20 protein-coding genes are annotated in these 23,614 nt (G+C 67.2%); 12 read left to right on the top strand and 8 right to left on the bottom strand.

Annotated features, from left to right (window positions below; translation table 11 throughout):
* Positions 1-183: 183 nt before the first annotated feature.
* The 4 genes from ACFWEJ_RS12560 to ACFWEJ_RS12545 all read right to left on the bottom strand — a co-directional run bounded on the left by ACFWEJ_RS12560 (position 184) and on the right by ACFWEJ_RS12545 (position 4,797).
* Positions 184-1,833: an alpha/beta hydrolase gene (locus ACFWEJ_RS12560; RefSeq protein WP_377229535.1), complete on the bottom strand. Its 1,650-nt coding sequence runs from the start codon at positions 1,831-1,833 to the stop codon at positions 184-186.
* Positions 1,834-1,925: 92 nt separating this feature from the next.
* On the bottom strand, positions 1,926-2,624 hold the full coding sequence (locus tag ACFWEJ_RS12555; protein ID WP_377229534.1) for a response regulator: 699 nt from the start codon (positions 2,622-2,624) through the stop codon (positions 1,926-1,928).
* The gene (locus tag ACFWEJ_RS12550) at positions 2,621-3,796 is read right to left on the bottom strand and encodes a sensor histidine kinase (protein ID WP_377229533.1); all 1,176 of its coding nucleotides are present in this window, start codon (positions 3,794-3,796) and stop codon (positions 2,621-2,623) included. Before ACFWEJ_RS12550 ends, ACFWEJ_RS12555 begins: the two co-directional genes overlap by 4 nt.
* Positions 3,793-4,797, bottom strand: coding sequence for a GlxA family transcriptional regulator (locus tag ACFWEJ_RS12545; protein ID WP_377229532.1), 1,005 nt, complete (start codon positions 4,795-4,797; stop codon positions 3,793-3,795). The genes ACFWEJ_RS12550 and ACFWEJ_RS12545 overlap by 4 nt, the downstream gene beginning before the upstream one ends.
* 142 nt (positions 4,798-4,939) lie before the next feature.
* Between ACFWEJ_RS12545 and ACFWEJ_RS12540 the strand changes: the two genes are divergently transcribed.
* The 4 genes from ACFWEJ_RS12540 to ACFWEJ_RS12525 all read left to right on the top strand — a co-directional run bounded on the left by ACFWEJ_RS12540 (position 4,940) and on the right by ACFWEJ_RS12525 (position 7,879).
* Complete coding sequence (locus ACFWEJ_RS12540) at positions 4,940-5,902, top strand: NADP-dependent oxidoreductase (protein ID WP_377229531.1); 963 nt, start codon at positions 4,940-4,942, stop codon at positions 5,900-5,902.
* A 121-nt stretch (positions 5,903-6,023) separates the two neighbouring features.
* Complete coding sequence (locus ACFWEJ_RS12535) at positions 6,024-6,575, top strand: hypothetical protein (protein ID WP_377229530.1); 552 nt, start codon at positions 6,024-6,026, stop codon at positions 6,573-6,575.
* A 117-nt stretch (positions 6,576-6,692) separates the two neighbouring features.
* Positions 6,693-7,355: a hypothetical protein gene (locus tag ACFWEJ_RS12530; protein WP_377229529.1), complete on the top strand. Its 663-nt coding sequence runs from the start codon at positions 6,693-6,695 to the stop codon at positions 7,353-7,355.
* Positions 7,337-7,879, top strand: a complete 543-nt coding sequence (locus ACFWEJ_RS12525; RefSeq protein ID WP_377229528.1) for a hypothetical protein — start codon at positions 7,337-7,339, stop codon at positions 7,877-7,879. The genes ACFWEJ_RS12530 and ACFWEJ_RS12525 overlap by 19 nt, the downstream gene beginning before the upstream one ends.
* On the opposite strand, the gene ACFWEJ_RS12520 is transcribed toward ACFWEJ_RS12525, so the two are convergent.
* Complete coding sequence (locus ACFWEJ_RS12520; protein ID WP_377229527.1) at positions 7,837-8,079, bottom strand: hypothetical protein; 243 nt, start codon at positions 8,077-8,079, stop codon at positions 7,837-7,839. The genes ACFWEJ_RS12525 and ACFWEJ_RS12520 overlap by 43 nt on opposite strands.
* Before the next feature lie 114 nt (positions 8,080-8,193).
* Positions 8,194-9,747 carry a TIR domain-containing protein gene (locus ACFWEJ_RS12515; protein WP_377229526.1) on the bottom strand — a complete coding sequence of 518 codons (1,554 nt, stop codon included), beginning with the start codon at positions 9,745-9,747 and terminating at the stop codon, positions 8,194-8,196.
* Between the two features lie 181 nt (positions 9,748-9,928).
* On the opposite strand from ACFWEJ_RS12515, the gene ACFWEJ_RS12510 reads away from it, so the two are divergent.
* The 5 genes from ACFWEJ_RS12510 to ACFWEJ_RS12490 all read left to right on the top strand — a co-directional run bounded on the left by ACFWEJ_RS12510 (position 9,929) and on the right by ACFWEJ_RS12490 (position 13,343).
* The gene (locus tag ACFWEJ_RS12510) at positions 9,929-10,849 is read left to right on the top strand and encodes an HIT family protein (protein ID WP_377229525.1); all 921 of its coding nucleotides are present in this window, start codon (positions 9,929-9,931) and stop codon (positions 10,847-10,849) included.
* A gap of 176 nt (positions 10,850-11,025) precedes the next feature.
* Positions 11,026-11,421, top strand: coding sequence for a hypothetical protein (locus ACFWEJ_RS12505; protein WP_377229524.1), 396 nt, complete (start codon positions 11,026-11,028; stop codon positions 11,419-11,421).
* A 598-nt stretch (positions 11,422-12,019) separates the two neighbouring features.
* A complete protein-coding gene (locus tag ACFWEJ_RS12500; RefSeq protein ID WP_377229523.1) occupies positions 12,020-12,511 on the top strand; it encodes a GNAT family N-acetyltransferase in 492 nt (163 codons plus the stop codon).
* A gap of 119 nt (positions 12,512-12,630) precedes the next feature.
* Positions 12,631-12,918: a DUF1330 domain-containing protein gene (locus ACFWEJ_RS12495; RefSeq protein ID WP_377229522.1), complete on the top strand. Its 288-nt coding sequence runs from the start codon at positions 12,631-12,633 to the stop codon at positions 12,916-12,918.
* An 86-nt stretch (positions 12,919-13,004) separates the two neighbouring features.
* Positions 13,005-13,343, top strand: a complete 339-nt coding sequence (locus ACFWEJ_RS12490; RefSeq protein WP_377229521.1) for a nucleotide pyrophosphohydrolase — start codon at positions 13,005-13,007, stop codon at positions 13,341-13,343.
* Positions 13,344-13,424: 81 nt separating this feature from the next.
* On the opposite strand, the gene ACFWEJ_RS12485 is transcribed toward ACFWEJ_RS12490, so the two are convergent.
* Both ACFWEJ_RS12485 and ACFWEJ_RS12480 read right to left on the bottom strand, forming a co-directional pair.
* Complete coding sequence (locus ACFWEJ_RS12485) at positions 13,425-13,751, bottom strand: GIY-YIG nuclease family protein (protein WP_377229520.1); 327 nt, start codon at positions 13,749-13,751, stop codon at positions 13,425-13,427.
* 238 nt (positions 13,752-13,989) lie between these two features.
* Positions 13,990-15,846, bottom strand: a complete 1,857-nt coding sequence (locus tag ACFWEJ_RS12480) for a DUF262 domain-containing protein (protein WP_377229519.1) — start codon at positions 15,844-15,846, stop codon at positions 13,990-13,992.
* Between the two features lie 291 nt (positions 15,847-16,137).
* Between ACFWEJ_RS12480 and ACFWEJ_RS12475 the strand changes: the two genes are divergently transcribed.
* The 3 genes from ACFWEJ_RS12475 to ACFWEJ_RS12465 form a co-directional block, all read left to right on the top strand.
* Positions 16,138-17,322, top strand: a complete 1,185-nt coding sequence (locus ACFWEJ_RS12475; RefSeq protein WP_377229518.1) for a DNA cytosine methyltransferase — start codon at positions 16,138-16,140, stop codon at positions 17,320-17,322.
* A gap of 57 nt (positions 17,323-17,379) precedes the next feature.
* Positions 17,380-20,577 (top strand): DISARM system SNF2-like helicase DrmD, encoded by a 3,198-nt coding sequence (drmD, locus tag ACFWEJ_RS12470; RefSeq protein ID WP_377229517.1) that lies wholly within the window; start codon positions 17,380-17,382, stop codon positions 20,575-20,577.
* A partial coding sequence (locus ACFWEJ_RS12465; protein ID WP_377229516.1) for an Eco57I restriction-modification methylase domain-containing protein occupies positions 20,567-23,614 on the top strand: 3,048 nt, incomplete at its 3' end. The genes drmD and ACFWEJ_RS12465, both read left to right, overlap by 11 nt.

The raw sequence follows: 23,614 nt of genomic DNA, 5'->3' as shown, positions 1-23,614 counted from the left end.
ACGGAGACGTCACATTGCTACGTCTCCGTTACCCCCTCGGCTGCGCACGTCTTCCCCCGGCCCGACGTCGCGCCCTGCGTATGCCGCCTCGACCTCGACCGGGCCCTGGCCCGCGATCACCCAACCGCCGACCTGGTGTTGGGGAGTGGACCACACCGGGTAGGTCCCGTCCGAACGGGACGGTTACCGGCCCGCCGGCACCCGCGTCGTCCCTGCCGGCACCGCCTCGCAGACCGTGCCCTCCGCGGGCAGCACGCCGTCGATCAGCGCCGCATCCACCGCGGAATCGATGCACGGCCCGCTCGTCCGATAGGACGTGTGGCCCACGCCCGTCCGGGTGAGCAGGACGGCGTCCTCCAGGCGCTCCGTCATGGCCTGCGCCCAGTGGTACGGCGACACGTTGTCGACCTCGCCGCCGACCACCAGGATCGGGGGAGCGCCGGCGCCGGTGAGCTCGTCGGTGAAGCGGTCCTCGTTCGTCGCCGGCCAGAACGCGCAGTTCAGCGCGCTGTAGGCGGCCCGGCTGCCCAGGCGTTCGCCGCGGGCGGCGATCTCGCGGGCGGCGGCGCGGTGCTCGCCCAGGTCCCGCAGGGACGGCCAGTCGGCGCAGCGGACGGCGGTGTGCGGCTCCTGCAGGGTCGCGAACGGGCCGCCGAACGGCGCGACTGAGACGGCCGAGACCAGGAAGTGCAGGAACGTCCCGTTGCCCCGCTGGGCGGCGAGCAGGCCCGCGGTGAGCGACGGCCACAGCGTGCGGACGCCCGCCGCGGCGCGGATGCCCTCCAGCGCCATGGCGCCGTCGAGCGTGCCGCCGGGGGTGAGGCCCTCGACCGGCGGCACCTGCAGGGGCTCGCGCTCCAGGTCGGCGATCAGGGCGTCGAACGCGGCCTCCGGGTCGCCGTCCCCGAAGGGGCACGCCTCCACACCTTCGGCGCGGCACGTCTCGAACCAGAGGTCGAGCGTCTCCTCGTTGGACCGGGCGACGTCGTCGAGCAGGCGGAGCGGGTCGTTCTGCCACAGGTCGGTGTCGACGGGCGCGTCGATCACCATCTGGCGCACCCGCTCGGGGAACAGCGTGGCGTACATGGGGCCGACCACCGTGCCGTACGAGGCGCCGTAGAACGTGATCTGCTCCTCGCCGATCGCGGCGCGCACCTGGTCCAGGTCGCGGGCCACGTTGTCGGTGGACATGCTCGCCAGGAACGCGCGGTCCTGGTGCGTGGCGCAGCCCTTCGCGAAGGTCCGGGCGTCCTGGACCAGCCGGCCGAACGGCTTGCCACCCGGGAGGGTCGGGTCGCGGTCCTCGGCCGCCTGCGCGGCCCGCTGCTCGTCGGTCAGGCACCGGACGGCGTCCGACTCCCCGACGCCGCGCGGGTCCATGCCGACGACGTCGAAGCGCGCCACGACGTCCGGCGAGAACGGGCTGGTCTCGCTGGTGGGATCGATCGAACGGACCATGTCGGACGCCGGCACGCCCGGCCCGCCGGGGTTGATGAAGAGGCTGCCGATGCGCCGGTCGGGGTCGGTGGCGCGGTGCCGCACCACCGCCAGCGGGACCTGCTCGCCGTCCGGATCGCTGTACTCCAGTGGGACCTCGACGGTGGCGCAGTCCAGGTTCGGGCCGCACTCGCCCCAGTCGATCGGGTCAGGTGTGGGGGCCGCCGCCTCCGGAGCGGGTGGGGCGCTTGATGAGGCGGGCGAGCCGCCGGCGGCAGCGGACGCCGTCAGCGCGCCGCCCGCGCCGGTGGCGCACCCGGACACGGCCAGGGAGACGGCGGCGAGCACGGCGGCGATGCGCAGCGCAACGTGCGGGGAAAGGGTTGATCCAGGCATGCGATCGACCCTAGGAACGCCGTCCGACCTGGGCTATCGGCCGATGGGTCCGGACCCGCCGACCGAAGTCGGAGCCGCCTCGCCCGCGCCGGTCATTCCGGTCCGTCGGGGGAGTCGAGCCCCGCCTCCTGCACCAGCAGCGCCACCTGGACCCGGTTGTTCAGCCCGAGCTTCGCCAGGATCGACGACACATGGGTCTTCACCGTCGTCAGCCCCAGGAAGAACCGCGCCGCGATCTCGGCGTTCGACCGCCCCGCCCCGATCTCGATCGCGACCTCCCGCTCCCGCTCACCGAGCGCGCCGAGGCGCTCGCGGGCCGTGGCGCGGCGGCCGTCGTCGTCCGACTCCGCGACCTTGGCGATGAGCCGCCGGGTCACCTCGGGCGAGAGCACGGGGCGTCCCTGGGCGGCGTGCCGGATGGCGACGACGAGCTCGTCGGGCGGGGTGTCCTTGAGCAGGAACCCCGCGGCCCCGGCGCGGAGCGCGCGCAGCACGTGGGCGTCGGCGTCGAAGGTGGTGAGCACCATGACCTGCGGCGCGGGGGAGTCGCCGCGCAGGATCTCGGTCGCGGTGAGGCCGTCCGTGCCCGGCATGCGGATGTCCATCAGCACGACGTCGGGGTGGTGCCGGCGGGCCAGCTCGACCGCCTCGGCGCCGTCGCCGGCCTCGGCCACGACGTTGAGGTCCGGGGCGCCGTCGAGCATCATCTTGAGGCCGAAGCGCACCATGGCGTCGTCGTCGGCGATGAGGACGTCGATGGTCGGCTCGTCGCCGGGGGCGGAATGGGTCACGTCGGCCAGGGTAGGCGCAGGCGGACGCGCCAGCCGCCTCGGTCGGTCGGGCCGTGGTCCAGGGTGCCGTTGACGAGGCGGGTGCGTTCGTCGAGTCCGCGGAGCCCGGTCCCGGAGCCTTGGGGGTACTGGGGCGTGGCTGCCGGGCGCGTGTTGGTCACCTCGGCGACGACGACGTCGTCGGGCCGCCCGCTGATGCGGACCGTGACCGGTGCGCCCGGGGCGTGCTTGCGGGCGTTGGTCAGGGACTCCTGGACCATGCGGTAGAGGGTGCGGCCCTGCACGTCGGGGATGGCTCGTTCGCCGGTAGTGAGGCCGGCGTCGTCCTGGAGGGTGACTTCCGTGCCCGCTGTGCGGGCCTCTTCGATGAGTTCCAGCACGTCTGGGACAGCCGGCAGCGGCAGCTCTCCGACGGGGGCGCGGAGCACGCCGATGACGTCGCGCAGGTCCTGGAGGGCGCGGTGCGCGTTCTCGCGGACCACCTCGGCGGCGCGGCCGACGTCGTCGGGCGGCGCGGTGCGCGCGTAGGCGAGGGCACCGGCGTGGACGCTGAGCAGGGAGAGGCGGTGGCCGAGGACGTCGTGCATCTCGCGCGCGATGCTCTGCCGGGCTTCGCGCTCGGAGCGTTCGGCGCGGAGCTGCGCCTCGACCTCGGCGGCCGCGGCGCGGTCGCGCAGGGAGGTGAGGAGGGCTCGTCGGTTGCGGATGGTCAGGCCCCAGGCGACGGTCGCGGCGTGCCCCAGGGCGATGATGACGAAGACGGTGAGGGGCGGCGTTGTCTGGTCGGGCCAGAGGAGCTGGTAGGTGCTCAGGGCGGTGATGCTGATCGCGGCCACGGCTGCCGTAGCGCGGAGCGAGCCGTGGAGGGTGACGGTGAAGAGGGCGACGATCGCGGCTCCGCTGACGGTCTCGGAGTAGACGCTGGCCGCGGCCAGGGCGATACCGATCTGGACCGGGTACTTGCGGCGCCACCAGAGGGCGATGCAGCCGAGGAGGCCGGTGAGGCGGTCGGCGGTGAGAAGGGCTGCGGGGAGCTGGGGTGTCTCGTTGGTCTGGATCTGGAAGGAGATCAGGGCCAGGGCGAGGGCTATGGCGATGAGGGTGGCGTCGGTGAGGCGGGCGCGCAGTGGCTCCCGGGGTGGGGGCGCGTAAGCGGTCGTCGGGCCGTTCATCGTGCTGAGCCTAGGACGGCGTCGGCTCGCGTCGTCGGGTCCGGCGCGTTGTGGGCCCGGCGGTAGGCCACGGGGGAGAGGCCCAGGGAGGTGTGGAACTGCTTGCGCAGCGCGACCGGGTCGCCGAAGCCGCACGCGGCGGCGATCCGGGCGACGGGCAGGTCGGTCGTCTCCAGGAGCAGGCGTGCGTGTGCGAGCCGGCGCTGGTTCAGCCACTTGAGCGGGCTGGTGCCCGCCTCGCTGCTGAACCGGCGGGTGAAGGTGCGCACGCTCATGTGCGCGTGCCGCGCCATGTCCTCCAGGGTGAGCGGCTCGGCCAGCTGTCGCAGGGCCCACTCCCGGGTGGCCGACGTCGAACGGTCGGTCTCCCGGGGGACGGCGTGCTCGATGAACTGGGCCTGCCCGCCCTCGCGCCACGGGGCCGCCACGCACCGGCGCGCCGCGGCCGCGGCGACGGCCGCCCCGTGGTCCCGGCGGACCAGGTGCAGGCAGAGGTCGATGCCCGCGACGCCGCCGGCGGACGTCAGGATGCGCCCGTTGTCGACGAACAGCACGTCCGGATCGACCTCGACGTCGGGGAAGAGGTCGGCAAAGGTGTCGCACAGCGTCCAGTGGGTGGTGGCCCGCCGGCCGTCGAGCAGGCCGGCCGCGGCGAGCAGGAAGGCCGACGTGCACAGGCTCACGATGCGGGTCTGCGGCCGGACTTGGTCCAGGACCGCGGCTAGGTCGTCCGGCAGCGTGCCCGTCGCGAGCAGGTGCTCGCCGGGCTCCTGGGTGGCGATCACCACGGTGTCCGCGGTCCGCAGCACCGACTCGTCGTGGTCGACGACGATGCGGAAGTCCTCGTGCGTACGAACCGCCCGGCCGCCGGGCGAGAAAGTGCTCACGGAGTAGAGCGGGGTCCCGTCGGCGGCGCGTGCCTCATTGAACACGCGGGCGGGGATGCCCAGGTCCAGCGGCAGGACGCCGTCCAGCGCGAGAACGGCGACGTGATGTGGCATGGCCAGAATGGTACGACAGGTGACCTTCAGGCCACTCACCGGGCGCCGTCGGTGCACCCCAGAGTGGGTCTCGCCGGGCAGTGGCTCGGCGATCGACCTTCAACTGGGCGATCGACCTTCAACGGACAGTGAGTGAGCGGACATGAGCGAGGACACGATGCGGGCCGTCACCATCAGGGAGTTCGGCGGACCCGACGTGCTGATCGTCGAGCAGGTTGCCCGGCCGGAGCCGCTGCCGACCGAGGTGCTGGTCCGGGTGCACGCCGCCGGGATCAACCCCGTGGACTGGAAGACCCGCGCGGGTCAGGGCATGGCCGGCCTGCAGACGTTCCCGGCGATCCTGGGCTGGGACGTCTCCGGCGTCGTCGAGGAGGTGGGCTTCGGCGTCACCACGCTCGCGCCCGGCGACGAGGTCTACGCGTTGCCCTGGTTCCCGCGGCCCGCGGGCGCCTACGCCGAGTTCGTCACCGCGCCCTCGCGCCATTTCGCCCGCAAGCCGGCCTCGATCGGTCACATCGAGGCCGCGGCCCTGCCCCTTGCCGCGCTCACCGCGTGGCAGGCGCTGGTCGACACCGCCGGTGTGCAGGCGGGGCAGCGGGTGCTGGTGCACGCGGCGGCCGGCGGCGTCGGGCATCTCGCCGTGCAGTTCGCCCGGCACCTCGGCGCCGAGGTCGTGGCGACGGCGAGCGAGTCAAAGCACGCCTGGCTCAAGGAGCTGGGCGCCGACCAGGTGATCGACTACACCCGGCAGCGGTTCGAGGACGTCGCCGGCGAGGTCGACGTGGTGATCGACCTGGTCGGGGCTCATGACGACACCGATGCGCGGTCGGTGTCGGTGACCCGGCGTGGCGGGTTGGTTGTTTCGATCCCTGGGGGTGTCTCGGAGCGGCTTGCTTCTGTGGCGCGTTCGGCTGGCGTGCGCACCAGCGCGTTTCTGGTGGAGCCTGATGCTGGGGCCCTGACGACGATCGGAGGGCTGGTGGACTCCGGTGTGGTTCGGGTCGAGGTGGAGCGGGTCTTCGCGCTGGAGCAGGTCGCGGAGGCGCATCGGGTGGGGGAGGGTGGTCGGACGCGGGGGAAGCTGGTGCTTGACGTGGCCGTCTGAGGGCGGGGGCTCGCGTTGGGTGGCGTGGGAGGATCTTGGGCGTGTACGAGGGCGAGCTTGAGATGCACCGGACCGCGGCGTCGTGGCCGATCCGTTGGCGGCGGGGCCGGCGATGAGGTACGTGACCCGGGTGGAGGAGGCGTGCCTCGAGGTGCGTGGCGCTACCTGGCTGTCGCCGCGCGACGCGCGCCTCATCAGGCGGCTGGTGCTCGACGTGGGCGTTCCGCTCTCGAACTCCATGCCGGTGTTCGCGCTCATGGGGCCGGGGCGGCAGAACCTGGCGGAGGGGCGGGTGCCCATCGCCGGGTTCCCGAACCTGGAACGGGCTCCCGTCGTCCGAACGGGGATCTCGATGGGACCGGTGTCCGTCGAGGTGTCCGACGTCGGCTCGATGCCTGCTCTTGAGGTGTCGGACTGGGAGGACGCTGCCCAGTTCAGCGTGCTCGTCCGTGACAAGCCTGCTTACCTCGGCGGGTTCGGCCAGGACGATCGGGAGGTCCCGCGCATCGGGACGGCGGGTCCGGGCTGGTACCAGCTGCGCGTCCATGCGCGGGGGCGGTCGGTGGCGCGGGACCTGGTGGTGGAGGAGCCGACCGAGGAGTATCTGGTGCAGGTGTGGCGGGCGGGGCCTGGGGAGCCGGTGGCGTTCTCCGAATCGGTTGTCGATTCGTAGGCTGCCGGCTTTGAGCGGAGGGCGGTCGGTGCTGGTCACTAGGGGTGCCGATGCGTCGCTACGCTCGGTCTTCGTGAGGCGACCCGGACTGACCCAGCGGCGCGGCGTGATCTGCTCGTGAACGACGTCGACCTGCTGATGGCGCAGTGCCCGTGGCTTGCTCTGGCGAGCGCCGACGTCGGCGTGCCTGAGCCGCATCGACCGGTTGAGCTGGTCGGCACGCCTGTCCTTGCCGGGTTGCTCTCCGCGGCGACAGTTACGCCGGTCCGGCTCGACGGCGTTGAGCACGAGCTGTTGGCGTGGGGACCGGCTGCGGAACGTCGGGGCTGGTTGTGCCGACAGCCTGTTGATGATGGTGACATGGAGGTACCGGAGGCGTTGCGGGCTGTCTGGACCGCCACGGGTGGGATCGTCGAGCACTTCGGTGCTGTTTCTGACGCGTGGTGGTGGCTCAACTGCGGTGACGTGCTGACGCGTGAGGCGGCCGGGTGGCCCGTGGAGCAGATGCTCGGCGCGTACGAGTGGATGTGGGCCGACGACGGGCTCCGTATCCCGATCGAGGCGGCCGACTACGTGCCGGTTGCCGGAGAGGCGAACGGGAACCTCACCCTCGCGCACCGTCGCACAGGTGAGGTCATCTGGTTCGCGCCGGACCATTCCGCGTCAGGCGTGACGGTCCTGCCGGGTTGTCCCGAGTGCTCCCTGTACATCTTTGATGGCGCGCCAGACCTGGCCTCGTGGGTCGAGGCGGGCGCGGTGCAGTGGGCGAGGTCGTGGTGACGCTGAGCGAGCTGGAGCAGCGGCTCGTGGCGCCGTTCTACCTGCAGATGATGGGTTTCGGCGCCGCTGGCCTGGAGCCGAAGCTGCGTGACGAAATGGTGCGGGTGAGCACGACCGCGACGATTGACGAGGTGCGCCAGTTGCTCCGTTCGGGATGGCGGCCTTTGGTCATGGGTACATGGTTCGCGCTGGCGATGCCTGGCGACGAGATCAAGGACGACGTCGTGACCGCGATGGCGTCCTCTGCCGGCGGGCTGACGGCGCCCCCGCTTGCCGCGGTGAGTGCCCTGCTCGCGGGGGCCGAGGCGATCGGCGCCATGCAGACCTACGCGGAGTGGATCGGTGACCCGGCGCGCAGGGACGGGTCGCAAGAGGTGGTTGCTGCTGCGATTGCGGATCTCGGTGGGACGCCGCCTGTTGTTGCGTCGCCTGCTGCTGTTTCTGACTTCCGAGCGTTGTATCAGCGCGCTGACCAGTTGCGTCATGCGTTCCGGGCTGCCCGGGGAGGGGTGGCGCTGCTTTGATCGACGACGATGACGAACCGGGGTGGGAAGGCTTCGCTGTGGAGGGCGATCCACATGGACGTCGGCAGGGCGTTCTCGACGAGCTGAGGCGTGAGATCGGTCGTGGACACCCGCTGTACGGACGCATCGTGCGAGTGGAGGCGTTCTTCAGCGCTACCGACGATGTGATCGTTCGGCTTGATGACGGCGCGTTCGCTCATGTTCATCCGACGTGGAGCGGACGGCGTGAACGACCTGGCTACCCCGAGACGGCCGTTCTCGGGTCTGAGCGTGCAGCCCTTGAATTCATGGCCCGGTGAGGTTGTGCGTCGATGTCAGGGCGCCGGACGTAGCCGCAGGGCGCTCGGGGAGATCTCCTGCACCGCGGCGAGCTTCTCCAGCAGAAGGTCCGCCACCTTCTCCATCGGTTGGTCCTGCAGGCTGAGGAAGCCGTAGGTCGCGGGCAGCCCCGTGATGGGTGGCCGGTTTCCGACGATGAGGGGCAGCAGATAGTCCTCGGTCCGCTTGCTCGCCGCGTTCTTTCCGACCTCGTACTCGAACGTCGTCCAGTCGCGCTCGGGGTAGTCGTCGGACAAGCAGATGACCATGAACTGTGCCTGCTCCCCGTAGATGCGGGCGAGCCCGCGGCGCAGGTCCTTTCCCCAGAGCTCCGCCTGCTGGTTGAAGTCGTAGAAGACCTTGAGGTCTCGTTCCTCGAGCATCTCGACGAACTTTTGAACGACCGACCGGTCGTTCCCCGCGAACGACACCGCCACGTCGTACTCGTACCTCGACCTACGGGGGACCACCTCGGAGCTGACCTGGGTGAGGTCGAGGTGGTCGAGGTAGAAGCGGAAGGCCGGGTCGTCGATCCGCAGGGTCCGGTGCTCGTAGGTAAGGGTCTCGTCCAGGCCGCTCTCCTCGATCACGGCCGGGAGGGAATCGATCGCGCGGCGGAACGCACTCCTGACCCGGCCTTTGATGGCCGGGTCGGCGGTCCCGACGACGGCGGCGTCCAGCTCCTTGTAGGTGGTGCGGAACCCCTCGCTGGTTGCGGCGCGCTGGACGAACTTGAAATAGACGTCGTGCACAGAACGCCGCCCTTGCGTCAGGCGGACGATCTTCCGGATGTAGCGGCCGTCGAACTGCTTGGCGATCTGCGGGGCGACGACGGCGAGGTCGATGGCGACCTGCTGCGGCTCCGCGGCCGTCCGCATCACGTCGGCCTCGACGCAGGCAGCCCGGCAGATCGCCTGGAAGATCGACGGCGACCCCCTGGCGGCCCTGATCGCCGCACCACGGGTCGCCTCGTCGAACTTGATGTTGAGGGCGCGTTCCCCCTGGGTCATGAGCGTGTCCATGAACGTGTCGCTCTGCGTGCCCAGATACCAGGTGTCGTTTCGGATCGCGAGCTCCGGGTCGTGGCCGAGGATGGCGTCGCTCGTCTTGGCGATCCCGATCATGAAGAGGCGGATGCCGCTCTCGTGCCAAAGCTTGAGGCGCGAGGCGAGCTGCGTGCGCGCCTTGAGCGAGAGGCGGTGGACGTCCTCGATCTTGATCAGGTCGAACTCCCGCAGCCTCGGCTCTACCGCCTTCGCCGTCCGCCCGACGCCGAGCTCGGCGCCGAGAACGGTGAAGATGCTCTGCGCCCCGGTGTGGGCCCGCGCGTTGAACGAGAGAATCCGGTCCGCCTCGAACCCGGCTGCTGCGAGCGCCCGCTCGGCCACGGTCGACTTGCCGCTCCCGGACGGTCCGACGAGCGTGACGTGCTTTCCCGGCGTCAGGAGCGAACCCTTGAGTCGTTGTGCTTCGGCCGGCGCTACGTAGGTGATGCCCGACGCCTGCGACTCGTTGAAGACCTGGGCGAGCTGGTACACGTCCCGCGTCATCGCACTCCTCTGACCTGGGTGGAGATGCCTGGTGCCCGTCATCTTCCCCGACCGGCGTCGTCCGGCGCCACCAGCAGTTGGCAGGTGTTTCCGTCATGCGAACCGTCTGGAAGGATCGTCACGAAGGTGACATCCGGGACACGGACAGTGGTGACGCCCGTGTCTTGCCCTGCGCGGAGAGGTGCCGACCTTGACGACGTCCGACAGGTGCTCGTTCTGCAGGATCGTTCGCGGGGACGATCCGGCCGCCCGCGTGATCTACGAGGACGAACGCGTGGTGGCTTTCTTCCCGACCAAGCCGGCGGTCGTCGGGCACGTCCTCGTCGTTCCGCGCCGTCACGTACCGGACATCTGGGCGCTGGACGAGAGCGAGGCCGCCTACCTCGGGCGGGTCTGCGTGCGGCTCGCCGGCGTGGTCAGGAAGGCGCTCCGTCCCGAAGGCCTCAACGTCATCCAGTCGAACGGTGCGGCCGCCACGCAGACTGTGTTCCACCTGCACGTACACCTCGTGCCGAGACGGGCCGGGGATGCGATGGGACGCATCTGGCCCGCCAGGACGAGGTACTCGGAGGCCGAGAAGGACGAGGCATGGGCGCTGCTGCGCACGGCATGCCAGTCCGGGGTGGCTGTGGGTGACGGACCGAGCGGTGAGGACCGGCGCAAGCATCTCGAACTCGTCCAGGCCGTCGTGACCCGCATGGCCGGCGCCTCGGCGAACGTGAAGACCTGGCTGCTCCCGGTGGTCACCGCCCTGTACGGGTTCGGCGTGACCGAACGGTCCGCCGGCCTGGCGCTGCTCGGGCTGGCTACGGTGCTCCTGCTCATGTACATCGACGCCAACTACCTGCGCGTCGAGCGTGAGTACCGGGAGCTCTACGACGCTGTCGCGCGGAACGCCGCGCCTGTCAGGGCCTTCTCGTTGGATCCTTCCGGTGTTGTCGTGCCGGCGCGGCCGGGTTCGCGGCGGGGGCGGCTTTCGGCCGTGCGCAGGGCATGGCTGCCCGGGTGGAGCGTCTGGAGGTCGTGGTCGATCCTGCCGTTCTACGGGGTGCTTGCGTTGATCGGTGTGGTGATCGCGATCAGTGGGGTGTGGTGGGCCTGATGCCGTGAGGATGAAATCGGTCGTTCGCCCTGGTGCTGGCCACGTGTGATGCCGGATCATGCGGACGGAGATCTGGACGGGGGCGGCAGGTGGGGATGGTCGGGAGCCCGGGCGCACGTGCTGCCTCAACGCGGCTCCCCCTCGGGGGTTACACAGGCCGCGGGTATCTCGTCACGATGGTCTGCACCTTCGTGCTCATCATCGGTGGTGTCGGGATCGCGTTCGCAGCCTGGTCCCAGGACCGGTACGCCGTTGCCCACGACCTGTACCAGAGTGGCGTGGAGACCCAGGCGCACAACGCGGAGGTGTACTACCGGTCGTGCCGGGGATGCGAGTCGAAGTTCCGGGCGTTCATCGAGTATCCCGACGGCCCGCGCACCGTGCCCAACCTGCCGACGATCAACTTCGACAGGGATGACCTGCCGACGGGCCGATGGGTCGAGGCGCCGCCCCCCTACGACCGCGCGTTCCACGTGTTCTACGATCCCGACGACCCGACCGACCCGGACACGATCATGACGGTGGACGACGTCGAGGCACAGGTGTACCAGGACGGCCCGCTCGCGACCTGAGTGGTCGTCGGAGCCCTGCTGACGCTCGGCTTGGTGCTGATACGGCCGATGGTGCGGTCGACCGTCGAAGCACATCATCGTTTCGGAGCCGCGCGACGCACCCTCGATGCCCACCTGGTCCTGCCGGACGGGTCGGCTGAGGACGACGAGGTGCTGCGCGGGCTGGTTGCGGGCGCTGTGACGGAAGCCGCCGACAGTCGGGTCCGGCTGCGTCGCGAGCGGATGCTCGACCTCGCGATGGCGGCGGGGATCGTGCTGGTGGCGGCAAGTGCGCTGGCCTGGGCGACCAGCGGCCGAGAGGCCGTGATCGCCTACCACCTGCGGGATGCCGGCGTCGAGACCGAGGCTCTCGACGCTCTGGTCACCATCGACTCCCGGGACGGCCGCACCGTGTCCACGAAGGTGTTCGCCGAGGTCCGGGACACTGAGGCCCCGACCGAGTATCGCGATGTCGAGCTCGTCGTGGCGGAGCGGCACATCGACGAGCAGCTCGAACCCGGCAGTGGGACAAGGCGGGTTTGCCCCCGGCTGCCGTCAGCACGGGGCCGGCCTCGAAAAGGCATCGCGGCTGAGGATCGTCGGGTGACATCGTGGGCCGATGAGCGAGCCACTGGTACGACCCGCGGTCCCCGACGACGCCGAGGCGATCGCCGTCGTGCACCACACCGCCTGGGTGCAGACCTACTCCGAGCTGCTCCCAACCGAGCACTGGGAGACTGACACCGTCGAACGACGTGCTCAGCGGTGGCGTGAACGGCTGTCGGAGGAGCGGCCGGGGTATCTCGCAGTCGCCGTCGTCGACCACGGGGTGGTGGGCTTTGCGAAGGCAGGTGCCACGCGCGCCAAGGAGGGCATCGCGCCGGTCCGATCCGACGAGCTGTGGTCCCTCTATGTGTTTGGTGAGCACCACGGAACCGGGGTCGGCGCGCTCTTGCTTGAGGGTGTCCTTGCGCCCGACAGGCCTGCCGAGCTCTGGGTGGCCGAGTCCAACCCCCGTGCTCGCAGGTTCTACGAGAAGCACGGGTTCACGCCAGACGGTGTTCGGCTGACCGATGGACTCGGCATCGTCGAGATCCGCATGGTGCGGTGATGTCGCCCAGTTGGTATCTCTGACCAGCCGCTATGCTCGTCGCCCGAAGGCGTGAGATGGATTGATGGCTGAACGCATCATCGACACGCACCACAGACGCCGTTCGAAAGGGCCCCGCCATGAGTGCGTACGTTGTGTTCTTCAAGGAAAGCACGCACGACCAGTCCGAGGTCGACGCCTACCTCGAGAATGTCGGAAAGTCGTTCGATGGGCATGAAGCGAAGATCCTCGCTGCCTATGGCGAGCAGCAGGTGCTGGAAGGCGTTGCCCCTGAGGGGGTCGTGGTGATCGAGTTCCCGACGGCGGCCGCCGCTCGTGCGTGGTACGAAAGCCCTGCTTACCAGGCCGCGGCGGAGCACCGGTTCAAGGGAGCGAAATTTCGCGTCGTTCTCGTGGAAGGTGCCTGACGGTCGACCGACGATCCCTGCTTCATTGCCGCTCGCTGAGTGGGGTCGAATCTGGGGAGTCGTACGGGCGGGGCAGAATCAACCTCATGGACGACGCCACCACCATCGAGTCCGTCAGGGACCGACGCCGCGATTTCGCTCGCGCCCGCGACTCGGGCCAGTTCCACACGCCGAAGAACCTTGCGATGGCGCTGGGCGGCGAAGTCGGCGAGCTTCTCGCAGAGATGCAGTGGCTCACGGACGACCAGGTCCACGAGAAGCTGGCCGACCCTCGCACGCGGGGCGAGGTCGAGGAAGAGTTCGCCGACGTCTTCCTGTACCTGGTCCAGCTGGCCGACGTCTGCGGCGTCGATCTGGTCGAGGCCGGCCACGCGAAGATCACGCGGAACGACGGGCGGTTCCCTCCGCCCCAGCTTGCTTCCTGATTGGGCGAATCGCCCGCGGTCTGTCGACCTGTGCGCCCCTGACCTGCCTAGACTCGGTGTGCGGGCTGTTCGCCACCTGCGCTACATGAGGTTGAGTCGAGGCAGTCGGGTCTCGCGCAAGGCCTTCTCCAGGGCGACGGCCGCGAGCCTGGTGGGCCGCGTCAACCATGCGACGTCGCAGGCGTGTAGCCACTCGCTGACGACGCCGACCTGGTCAGCGGTCAGGATCGGGAGGCGGCTGCGGGCTATCGCACGTGTCACCCTGAGCTGGTGCACGGCGACGGTCGCTCGCAGCGTGATGCGGCTCAGGTCTGTCGTGGTGGTCAGGTGTGCTGAGAGTCGGCTGCGCAGGCTGGTCCCGGCGGGTCCGACGTACGCGCAATCGTAGCCGCGGAACCGGGCGTACACGCCGGGCGCCTATGGGATGACTGTGCGGGTGAAATCCCCCGGCGTGAGATCGCGGCGCCTCCAGGAGGCGGGTCCAATTGCCGCGAGTGGGCACTCGCCGGGTATCCGACGAAGGGGTTCGAATTGGCGACGACCAGGCGTCGTTGGTGTGCTATCCGTGAGGTAAGCGCGATGCTCCGATGGCGCTTCCTGGCCAGGGATACGTCGCAGATATGGCACCAACCGACCGCGGACCAGTTCAGCGAGGCCAGACCTCGCAGATCCTCTCGGCCAGAAAGATGGAACGGACCTCAATGTCGTCGTCGGTCCACGCCTCCGGATGCTCGTCCGTGAGGTTCTTAGACAGGACAAGCTGAGAGTACTTCTGGATCAGGCTCCGCTTACCGAGCCCGGCCTCGGACTTTCCCGTCTCGACCTTGAGGGTCGCGTCGTCGGTCCAGGGACGGTTCGACAGCGATGCGTTGAGGCTTTTCGAGAGCAGCGTGAGGTTTCCAATCCGGTTGACCCGAAGGTCACGCTCGGCTGCGGCCTCCGGTGAGAGCCGCATCGGCTGCCAGTGGGTGCGCCAACCCTGGGGCATGACGTGCTCGATTTCCAGGCCCGCGGGTATCGACTGAAGGTCGTGCTTTGCCAGCCAAAGTGATCGCTCTACGGCTTCGAGAACCACTCGGATCCTTGAGCGCCGGACGTTCCCGTATAGCTTCACGCTCGGCAGCACCTTCACGACGTCGACATCGGACGGCCAGAGGCGCGCATCGGCTGTCTGCTTGTCGAGGTAGTTGCGGACGGTGTTGCCGGCCTGTTCCAGGGGCGCGGCTCCCACCTCCTTGAGGATCGCGACGATCATCTTGTTCACGTCCTTCATCGTGTAGCGCAGCAGGGTGCGTCGCACGACCCAGCTCTCGAACGCCTCAAGTCCGATCCGTACTTGATCTACGGAGACGGAGTGGCTCTTCGAGAGCATCCACAGCAGGAGGGGGCTCGCCGCAGCTAGCTCCATGGTCTCGATGACTCGGCTGTAGAACCTCGCCGCAGGACTGTCACCGGTCAGCTGCGCGAAGCCTCGGAAGATATCAGCGTCCTTCCGCATTCCGCTGAGCAGAGCCTCCGCGTCGGCGGCGGTCGTCATCAGGGGGCGCGCATAAGCGGTGAACCTGTGGAAGATCCCGTCGGTCGGGACTTCCGCCTGCGTGCGCATCGTCAGCCAGTACTGCAAGAAGATGTCGATGCGGGATCTCAGCAGGCGACCTTGAGCGATCTCGGTGCGCCACCACTTGTCGTCGAAATCCGCCCAGTGTGTCTCAGGCCAGGCCTCTACTTCTGCGCCGACTGCGTCGCCTCGCTGAAACACCCAGTTCTTGATCAAGTCGGCCTTGAGAAGCGGCGTACCTCGGTCGTTCAGCGTCTCGAAGATCATCTGCGACTCCTCGCTGGAAACGAGGTTGATCGCTACAAGTACCAACCGCAGTTGGAGGACTGTCGCGAGGGCCCGGGCGCGCTCGGCCTCGTCGCCCGGAGGGGCATTGCCGTCGAGATCTGGCTTGCCCTCAAGCCATGCTGCCGCCTCGGCGCGGAAAAACGCGTGTGCAGCGACGATGCTGTGCTCGCCCGCCCACAGCGAGTGAGGGTCCATCGCGTGCGAGAATGCATCGCGGTCCGATCGTGATGGCCACAGCTTGAACCGTTCCGGCTTGCCCTTGAACTTGTTGCCAGCGTTCAGGACCAGCGCTTCGAGATCCTCGGCCTGATCGTCGTGACCTCGTTCGACGAAGACCTGCTGGATCGCATCGAGAACCAGCTGCAGAGTAGTCGTGCGCTGCTGGCCGTCGATCACCTTGTGTCTGGTCACGTCGCCAGCGATCGGCGGTACCGACTCGTACACGACCGCACCCAGGAAGTGCCCGTGTTCCATGGACGAGACGTCCTTCACGACTGGTGGGGAGATGATCTCCTTCGTCGCGACTCGAACGATGTCGTCCCACAGGGGTGCCCACTGATCCTCTTCGTTCCATACGTATGGCCGCTGGTACGGCGGGATTTCGTAGTGGACCTTCCCGCTGAACAGATCGGTCGGCGTGACGCTCTCGGCCTTCACCTGCACTCCTATGTACTCGATGGCTTGCCCGCCACGATAGTCGTGGGAAACCCACAGCTACGCCAGTTCCGGATGAGCTCGCCCGCTAGCAACTGCGCCGTGGCGCAGTAGGTCATGGTGATCCGGCGAGAGCGGCCCCGCGGGTCGACCGGGTGGGGGTCTCGGCCTTCCTTGGTGGGAACGGTCGGTCGCGCTTTCGTCCCCTCCCCGGTCTGCCGCATGCTCACACCCCTACCCGGTCACGACCATGTTGACCTGTAACAGCTAGGGTTGCTGCTCGTGGAGACGGGGGTGGAGAGCGTGCAGCATCCATTGCACGAGCGCGTTCGGCCGACATTCGAGTTGGGCGCTGTCCCACCTGTGCGGATCGTGGATCTGTTTGCCGGGTGCGGTGGGTTGACGCTCGGACTGGCGCAGGCGGCGGCAGCGCATGGGCGACGGGTTGAGATCCCGCTTGCGGTCGACTTCGAGCCGCTAGCGACGCGGGTCTACCGCGACAACTACCCGTTCGCCGAACGCGTCGAGACCGCTGCGGTCGAGGAGTTCTTCGACGGTGACCTTGGTACCGACCCGACGCTCACCGAGTACCGAACGAAGGCCAGCGTAGGCGAGGTGACGATCCTCACCGGTGGACCACCTTGCCAGGGGCACAGCAACCTCAACAACCACACCCGCCGCATCGACGCCAAGAACGCGCTCTATCTTCGCATGGCGCGCGCAGCCGAGATTCTCATGCCCGAGATCGTCCTCATCGAAAACGTGCCCGCGGTGCTCCGTGACCGGCACGACGGCGAAGGCGTCGTCTCCCGAGCGAAGCGTCACCTTGAGAAACTTAGCTACCGAGTCGCGGAGGCCATCGTGGCGCTTGAGACAATCGGCGTCGCGCAAACCCGCCGGCGTCACCTCATGCTCGCAATGCGCGATCGGCGAAGCGACCCGAACGAGGTTTTCGAGAGCCTGGCGAACGCGGACGACCGTCGCGACCTGCGCTGGGCGATACATGATCTGCTCGGAGTCGACGACGGCACTCTGCGCGACCGTGCGCCGCAAGCGAAAGCTGACAACCTTGCTCGGATGCAGTGGCTGCTCGCGGAGAACGAATACGACCTGCCTAACCGGCTTCGCCCGAAGTGTCACCAGAATGATACGCATTCCTACAAGTCGATGTACGGACGACTCTCCTGGCAGGAGCCCGCGCAGACCATCACGAGCGGCTTCGGCAGCATCGGCCAGGGCCGGTTCATGCACCCCGACCTTCCGCGAGCGCTTACCGCACATGAAGCAGCACGCATCCAGGGCTTTCCTGATTATTTCAATTTCTCTGGTTGCTCGACGCGCAGTGCCCTCGCGACAATGATCGGAAACGCTGTTCCCCCACAACTGGGGAATGCCGTTCTGCAGCGGGCGCTAGCGTTCGGACAGATCTCAGGTCAGGCACGCCCTGAGGTGACGTTGAGCAGTACTCGCTCCGCATAGGTGCATGTTTCGGAGGTAACGATAAAGCTGCTTGCAGGCAAAGGAGAGGGGCACTTAGTGGAATCGACCGCGGATAAGATACCTGCCGCCACCGAGGTGCCGGAGACGGGATTGCTGGTAAACGTGCGGGGGGATCGGTGGATCGTCACCGACGTGACCGCCCAGTCGCTGCCGCGTTCGAGCGCTGACGACGGCACGCCTGTACTCCAGCACTCCGTCACGATGCAGTCGGTCGAAGAAGAGCGATATGGCCGCGAGCTCAGCGTTATCTGGGAGCTAGAGCCGGGCCGCACCGTCGTGCGCGAGCAGGGCCTGCCCGGGTCTATCCGTGCCGACCAGTTCGATGACCCCAAGTTGTTTGCTGCGTATGTGGATGCACTCCGCTGGGGTGCGCTGACAAGCGCAGACCCAAAGACACTGCAGGCGCCGTTCCGTAGTTCTGCCTCGATCGAGGCATATCAGCTAGAGCCGCTGCGCCGCGCGATCGACTCACCGCGAGCGAATATGCTGCTTGCCGACGACGTCGGCCTCGGCAAGACTATCGAGGCTGGCCTGGTTGTCCAGGAACTACTACTCCGCCACCGTGCCCGCTCCGTTATCGTTGTTTGCCCCGCCGGGCTCGTCATCAAATGGCAGGAGGAGCTACGCGACAAGTTTGGGCTGCAATTCGAGGTTGTCAACTCGGAGACCATGAAGGGCTTCCGCCGCAAGTTCGGCGTGCATGCAAACCCATTTCGCGTTTACCCGCGGGTGATCGTGTCGATGTCATGGCTTCCGTTGCCGCGGGCTGAACGGATGTTCCAAGATCTTTACGCAACCGTGAAAAGTCGCGGAGCTGCCGGTGACCGGGTGTTCGACATTCTCGTGGTCGACGAGGCGCATCATGTTGCCCCGGCCACGCCAAGTCGATCGGGCTCCGACCGGCCGCGCTACGCGATCGACAGCCAGCGCACGATCGCCGTGCGCCGCCTCGCCGAACTTTGTGAGCACCGCCTGTTTCTCAGCGCGACGCCGCACAACGGATACACAGAGTCGTTCACGGCGCTACTTGAGATGGTCGATCCGCAGCGTTTCGCCCGCGGGGCCGATCTCGACGAGCAGGCGCTGCAGCAGGTGGCGGTGCGCCGTCTCAAGCGCGATCTACCAGAGTCGGAGTTCATGCTCCGCGACGTGCGCCAGCTCTACTTCGAGCCGACCAAGGATGAATCGGAAGCCTACGACCGGCTCATCGCGTTCACCCGCCGCCGCAAATCCGCGGCGAAGCAGGAGAGTGGCCAGCGGGCATCCGACCTCGCGACCCTCATCCTGAAGAAGCGCTTCTTCTCGTCGCCGGTGGCATTCGCATCGACCGCACAGGCCTACTTAGATGCCCGGGGCGACGTCGAAGCTCAGATGCCCGAATACGACGACATTCTCGGCGACCAGGCACCCGACGAGGAAGAGGGGCGCTTTGAGCAGCCTGAGCTTGAGGCTTTACGATCAGCGAAGCGCGTGGAGGCTGGGCTCACCACTGAAGACCGCGCCGAACTCGAAGCTCTTGTCGCGTGGGGCAACCGCTATCAGGGCCGCGCCGACTCCAAGCTCGCTGCGCTGCTCGCCCTCATCAAAGGCGAGCTGTTTGTGCCAGGCCTCGGCTGGGGCGATGAACGCATCGTGATCTTCACCGAGTACCTAAGCACTCTCGAATGGCTGAATGAGGTGTTCGAAGCTCACGGCCTGGGCGGCAGCCGACTCAAGATCATCGATGGGTCGACGAAACCGGAGACGCGCGAGGAAATCCGGGCTCGATTCACAGCACCCCCCAGCGAGCAGCCAGTGCGCATTCTGCTCGCGACCGATGCCGCGGGTGAAGGCATTGACTTGCAGACGTATTGCCACCGACTAGTCAGTTTCGATGTCCCCTTCAACCCCAACCGCCTTGAGCAGCGCATCGGCAGAATCGACCGCTTCGGCCAGCAGCGGACTCCTTTGGTGTGGCACCCCCGGGCCGACAGGTCGAATTCAACGCCGTTCGCGAAGGACACCGATCTCCTCGCGCGCCTTGCGAGCAAGATCGCGAAATCAGAGCATGACGGTGTCCCAGCGAACGAGATCATCGCGCCTGACCTGCAGCGTGAGCTCGGCAACGTTGCAGGTTCATCCCGCAGGCGTAAGACGGATGCGGGCGAGCAGACGATCAACAAGGTGTTGCTGGCCGAGCACTCACTCGGGCGCGATCTGACCCGCCTTGTCGAGCGGCTCGAGAACTCGCGCGACCGTATGCATCTGCACGAGGGCAACTTGCTGCGGGTATTTGAGGAAGGCCTGCGCATCTCCGGTCAGCCGGAGCTCATCGAGCTCGCCGACCCGCGTGAGGAGGCACGACTGTTCGAAGTTCCGTCGGGCCTGTCCCGCACGTGGGTGCCGGCTCTCGCTGGCATGGACTCGCGGCTTGCTCCGGGCGTGCTGCGCCCGATCACCTTCGACGAGCAGCGAGCACGTCAGCAGACGGACGTTGTGTACGCCCATCTCGGACATCCGCTAATTCAGCGGGCTGCGCGCGAGTTGCGCGGGCAGGTCTGGACCCGCACCGACCAGGTCCGTGGCATCAGCGCCGTCGTGGTCAATGGCCTTGACCAGTCTTTCGCGGCGGGCGTCGCCCGGCTCGTGCTGGTGGGTGAAGGTGGGGTGCGGCTTCACGAGGAGGTCTTTCTTGCGGGCACCCGTTTCAACCGTCGTCAGGAGCTCGGCATCGAAAGAGCCGAAGATCTGCTCGTGACCGCGCTCGATGGTTCCCGCATCTCGCTCCCCGAGGTCGGCGCACTGGCCGAGGTCGCGTCGCGCTGGAATTCGGATTCTGAGCACGACAACGGGCTGCGTGCCCGCGTCGCCGATGCGGTGGACGGCCGTGCAGAGCGGCGGCGGCGGGAAATCGAGGCGAGCCTGGAATCCCGTCTTGATGACGATCTGGCTGCTCTCGACCGGATCTTCAACCGCTTTCGGAGCACATTGACCAGTACGCTGGCCGCGGCGGATAATGCCCGTCTCGCGGGTGAGCGGATGCTATTTCAACTCGACGAGGAAAAGCGGCAACGTGAACGCGATATCGCCCGCGTGCGTGCTCGCCTGGCGATGCTCGACGAGGAAGCACTTATCGAGCGCGATTCCGTCAAACGTCGCTATCGCGATGTGCAGGCGCACGTGTTTGTGGCCGCCCTCGTGTTTGCCCTGACCCCCGAGGACGTCAAGAAGCTGGAGGCCGTCGGTGTCCGCTAGGAGTCTCCAGCACAGAAGCGCCGAGTGGGAGTGGCTGTCGCTCATCGACGCCGATGGCCCATTCCTGTCCCGCGCTGCCTTAAAATCGTTCTACCCGAATGGCTTGCCGAAACCGCACGCATCAGTCGACGATGTGAACGCGACGTTCACTGAGGAGTTCGTGCGCTGGTCGTCCGCCTGGTCGGCAACGCCCGAAGTGAACGCTGAGGCGCGTGACCGCTGGGTCGAGGTCGTGTTGAGGACGCTGCTTGACTGGTGCGACGATCTCCGGCTGGCACCGGCTAACCTCCGGGCAATGTCGCCGAATGGTGTGGTCGCGGTCGAGCCGTACGCCACGCTTGAGGTCGCCGGTGCCACAGCCGCGGCTCTCGTTATGCTCGTTGATCGCACCGAAAACCTGCGCGCGGTTGGTACTGACGGTTGGTCGGCGAACGCGATTGACCGCATGGCGGTACTGCTGCGTGAGTCAGGTGTGGCGATCGGAATCGTGACCGACGGCCGTTGGTGGGCGCTTGTTTCGGCGGTGAAGGGTGTAGCGACGGCGAGTGGCGTATGGGACGCCCTGCTTTGGCGCGAGGAGCGCCCAAGCCGTGACGCATTCCTTGCCCTTGCGAGCTCCACCTCGCTCGCAGGAGGCCAGGCCGAGCTTCGTCTCCCCCTCCTCTTCGCGGAGAGCGTCGCGAGCGCCGAGCAGATCACCGAGGCGCTTGGCGACCAGGTTAGACGCGCAGTCGAGCTCGTACTTCAGTCGATGTCCGACACCCATCTGCGTGCGATCGCGCAGGGTGACGACTCCCCGCTTCCCGAGGACCCGCGGGCGGTCTATGAAGCTGCGGTGACGATGCTGATGCGCGTCGTGTTTCTGCTCTTCGCTGAGGAGCGCACTCTGCTGCCCGAGCACGATCTGTACAGGTCGTCATACGCGATCGGGGGTCTTCGCGAGCAGCTGCAGCATGAAGTAACTGCGACATCTGCAGAGGCCCTCGACCACTCGTGGGGAGCCTGGCATCGGCTGTTGGCTGCGAGTAACGCCGTATACGGTGGAGCGACCTTCGAAGACATGCGGATGCCAGCCTACGGTGGTTCCCTCTTTGACCCCGACCGCTTTCCGTGGCTGCAGGCGACGGATGGGCAGGGCCGCCTGCAGGTTCGGCTCACCGACCGGGTAATGCTCGCGGTGCTGCGCGCCGTACAGACGGTTGAAGACGGAGCGATGCAACTTTCGTTCCGGGACCTCGACGTCGAGCAGATCGGCTACGTCTACGAAGGCCTGCTCGGCTACTCCGCTAAGTATGTGCCCGAGGTCATCGTCGGCCTGAAGGGTAAGGCCGGTTTCGAGCCCGAGATCCCGCTGGCCGAGCTTGAGCAACTGGCGATTGATGCCTCCTCGCCTGAGGCCTTCGGCGAGCAACTTGTCGCGCATCTGAAGAAGTCTCAGCATCACGCGAAGCCACGCACAGCGGGTCAGCTCGCAAAGGCGCTCGGAGCCTTCAGCGAGGCTACTGCCGCTGGTGCGAGCGCGCGCCTCCGCCACGCGTTGCTCGGCGACAAGCTGCTCGCCGATCGGCTTGTGCCTTTCCACGCACTCATCCGTAACGATCTGCGCGGCTTTCCATACGTCGTGCCTGCGGGCGGGATCGTCATGACCGAATCGGTGCAGCGTGCGAACACAGGCACGCACTACACACCGCGCGCGCTCGCAGAGGAAGTCGTGCACCACGCACTTGAGCCACTTGTGTTCTCGCCAGGGCCGCTCGACCTTGAGGACCGTGCGCTGTGGAAGCTCAAATCGTCGGCTGAAATCCTGGACCTTAAGGTGGCCGACATCGCCGTGGGCTCCGGCGCTTTCCTGGTCGCGGCGGCGAGGTATCTCGCAGACCGCGTCATTGAAGCGCGAGAAATCGAGCAGGTGCCCATTAGCGGTGACGACCCGAAACGGTTTGCGATCCGCGAGGTTGTCGCACGTTGCCTCTACGGTGCCGATATTAATGGCATGGCGGTCGAGATGTGCAAGCTCTCACTCTGGCTGATCTCGATGGATCCCGGCAAGCCGTTCTCGTTTGTTGATGACCGCATCTTTCATGGCAATTCGCTGCTCGGCGTCACCACGGAAGAGCAACTGAAGGCACAGCACATCTACCCCGAGACTGCGGCTCAGCGCACGTTCGCAGCGTTCGACGTTGAGAGGGATCTCAAGGACGCCGCCCGGCTCCGCTCAGAGCTGGCATCCGGTCAGGTCGATGACACAGACCCTATGCGCTCGTCCCGCACGAAGCTCGCGCTATTCTCCCGTTCGCGGCAAGTCACAAGGAAGCTCCGCGACGTCGCAGACGGCATCATCGCTGTGGGCTTACTGGAGGGCGGTAGGCCTGGACGAAGGCTTGATAGGCGGTATGACGAGCTTAAGGAGGCGCTTGGGGACGCATACCCAGAAGATGGGACGGCCGGCAACCGGCGGAAGCTCGACCTGATCATCGAAGATGGACTCACCCCTATGGTCGATACCGGCGATGCGCATTGGAGGCCGCTCCACTGGATCCTTGAGGTGCCGGACGTAGTCCACGACCGTGGTGGTTTCGACGCTATCATTGGAAATCCGCCGTTCCTCGGAGGTAAGAAGATCTCTGGGAGCTCCGGATCTAACATCCGAGAGTATTTTGTTACGACCCTCGCGGAGCACCGCAAGGGCGAGGCGGACCTAGTCGGCTATTTTCTACTGCGGGCCGCCTCGTTGCTCGCTTCGAATGCCGGGTGCGGCATGATCGTCTCGGAGTCACTCTCCGAAGGGGATGGTCGGCGAGTTACATTAGATCCAATGGTGCAGTCCGAATGGACTATTTTTAGGGCAGCCAAGCGTCGCAAGTGGCCAACCGAAGCCAGTGTCCATGTCTCGCTCATTTGGCTGACTAACCGTGCATCTACCGGCGCCAGACCGGTTTGTGACGGCGAACGGGTCGCAGAAATATCGTCCGCGCTAGAGCCCGTTTCGGTCTCGAGCTTTCCGCCGGTTCGGCTGAACGAGAACTCGGGTTTGAGC

The sequence above is a fragment of the Promicromonospora sp. NPDC060204 genome (assembly GCF_042728455.1).
Lineage (GTDB): Bacteria > Actinomycetota > Actinomycetes > Actinomycetales > Cellulomonadaceae > Promicromonospora.
The sequence above is the reverse complement of the archived record's forward strand: the minus strand, read 5'-3'. Positions and strand labels throughout refer to the sequence as shown.

Bases quoted from the DNA above. Each gene is read 5' to 3' on its own strand.
- ACFWEJ_RS12545 (WP_377229532.1), bottom strand. From the start codon at position 4,797: ATGCCACATCACGTCGCCGTTCTCGCGCTGGACGGCGTCCTGCCGCTG.
- ACFWEJ_RS12505 (WP_377229524.1), top strand. From the start codon at position 11,026: ATGGTCTGCACCTTCGTGCTCATCATCGGTGGTGTCGGGATCGCGTTC.
- ACFWEJ_RS12560 (WP_377229535.1), bottom strand. From the start codon at position 1,833: ATGCCTGGATCAACCCTTTCCCCGCACGTTGCGCTGCGCATCGCCGCC.
- ACFWEJ_RS12540 (WP_377229531.1), top strand. From the start codon at position 4,940: ATGAGCGAGGACACGATGCGGGCCGTCACCATCAGGGAGTTCGGCGGA.
- ACFWEJ_RS12550 (WP_377229533.1), bottom strand. From the start codon at position 3,796: ATGAACGGCCCGACGACCGCTTACGCGCCCCCACCCCGGGAGCCACTG.
- ACFWEJ_RS12500 (WP_377229523.1), top strand. From the start codon at position 12,020: ATGAGCGAGCCACTGGTACGACCCGCGGTCCCCGACGACGCCGAGGCG.
- ACFWEJ_RS12515 (WP_377229526.1), bottom strand. From the start codon at position 9,747: ATGACGCGGGACGTGTACCAGCTCGCCCAGGTCTTCAACGAGTCGCAG.
- ACFWEJ_RS12495 (WP_377229522.1), top strand. From the start codon at position 12,631: ATGAGTGCGTACGTTGTGTTCTTCAAGGAAAGCACGCACGACCAGTCC.
- ACFWEJ_RS12520 (WP_377229527.1), bottom strand. From the start codon at position 8,079: ATGAGCGAACGCGCCGTCATCAAGCCGAACGATCACATCGTCGGTAGC.
- ACFWEJ_RS12490 (WP_377229521.1), top strand. From the start codon at position 13,005: ATGGACGACGCCACCACCATCGAGTCCGTCAGGGACCGACGCCGCGAT.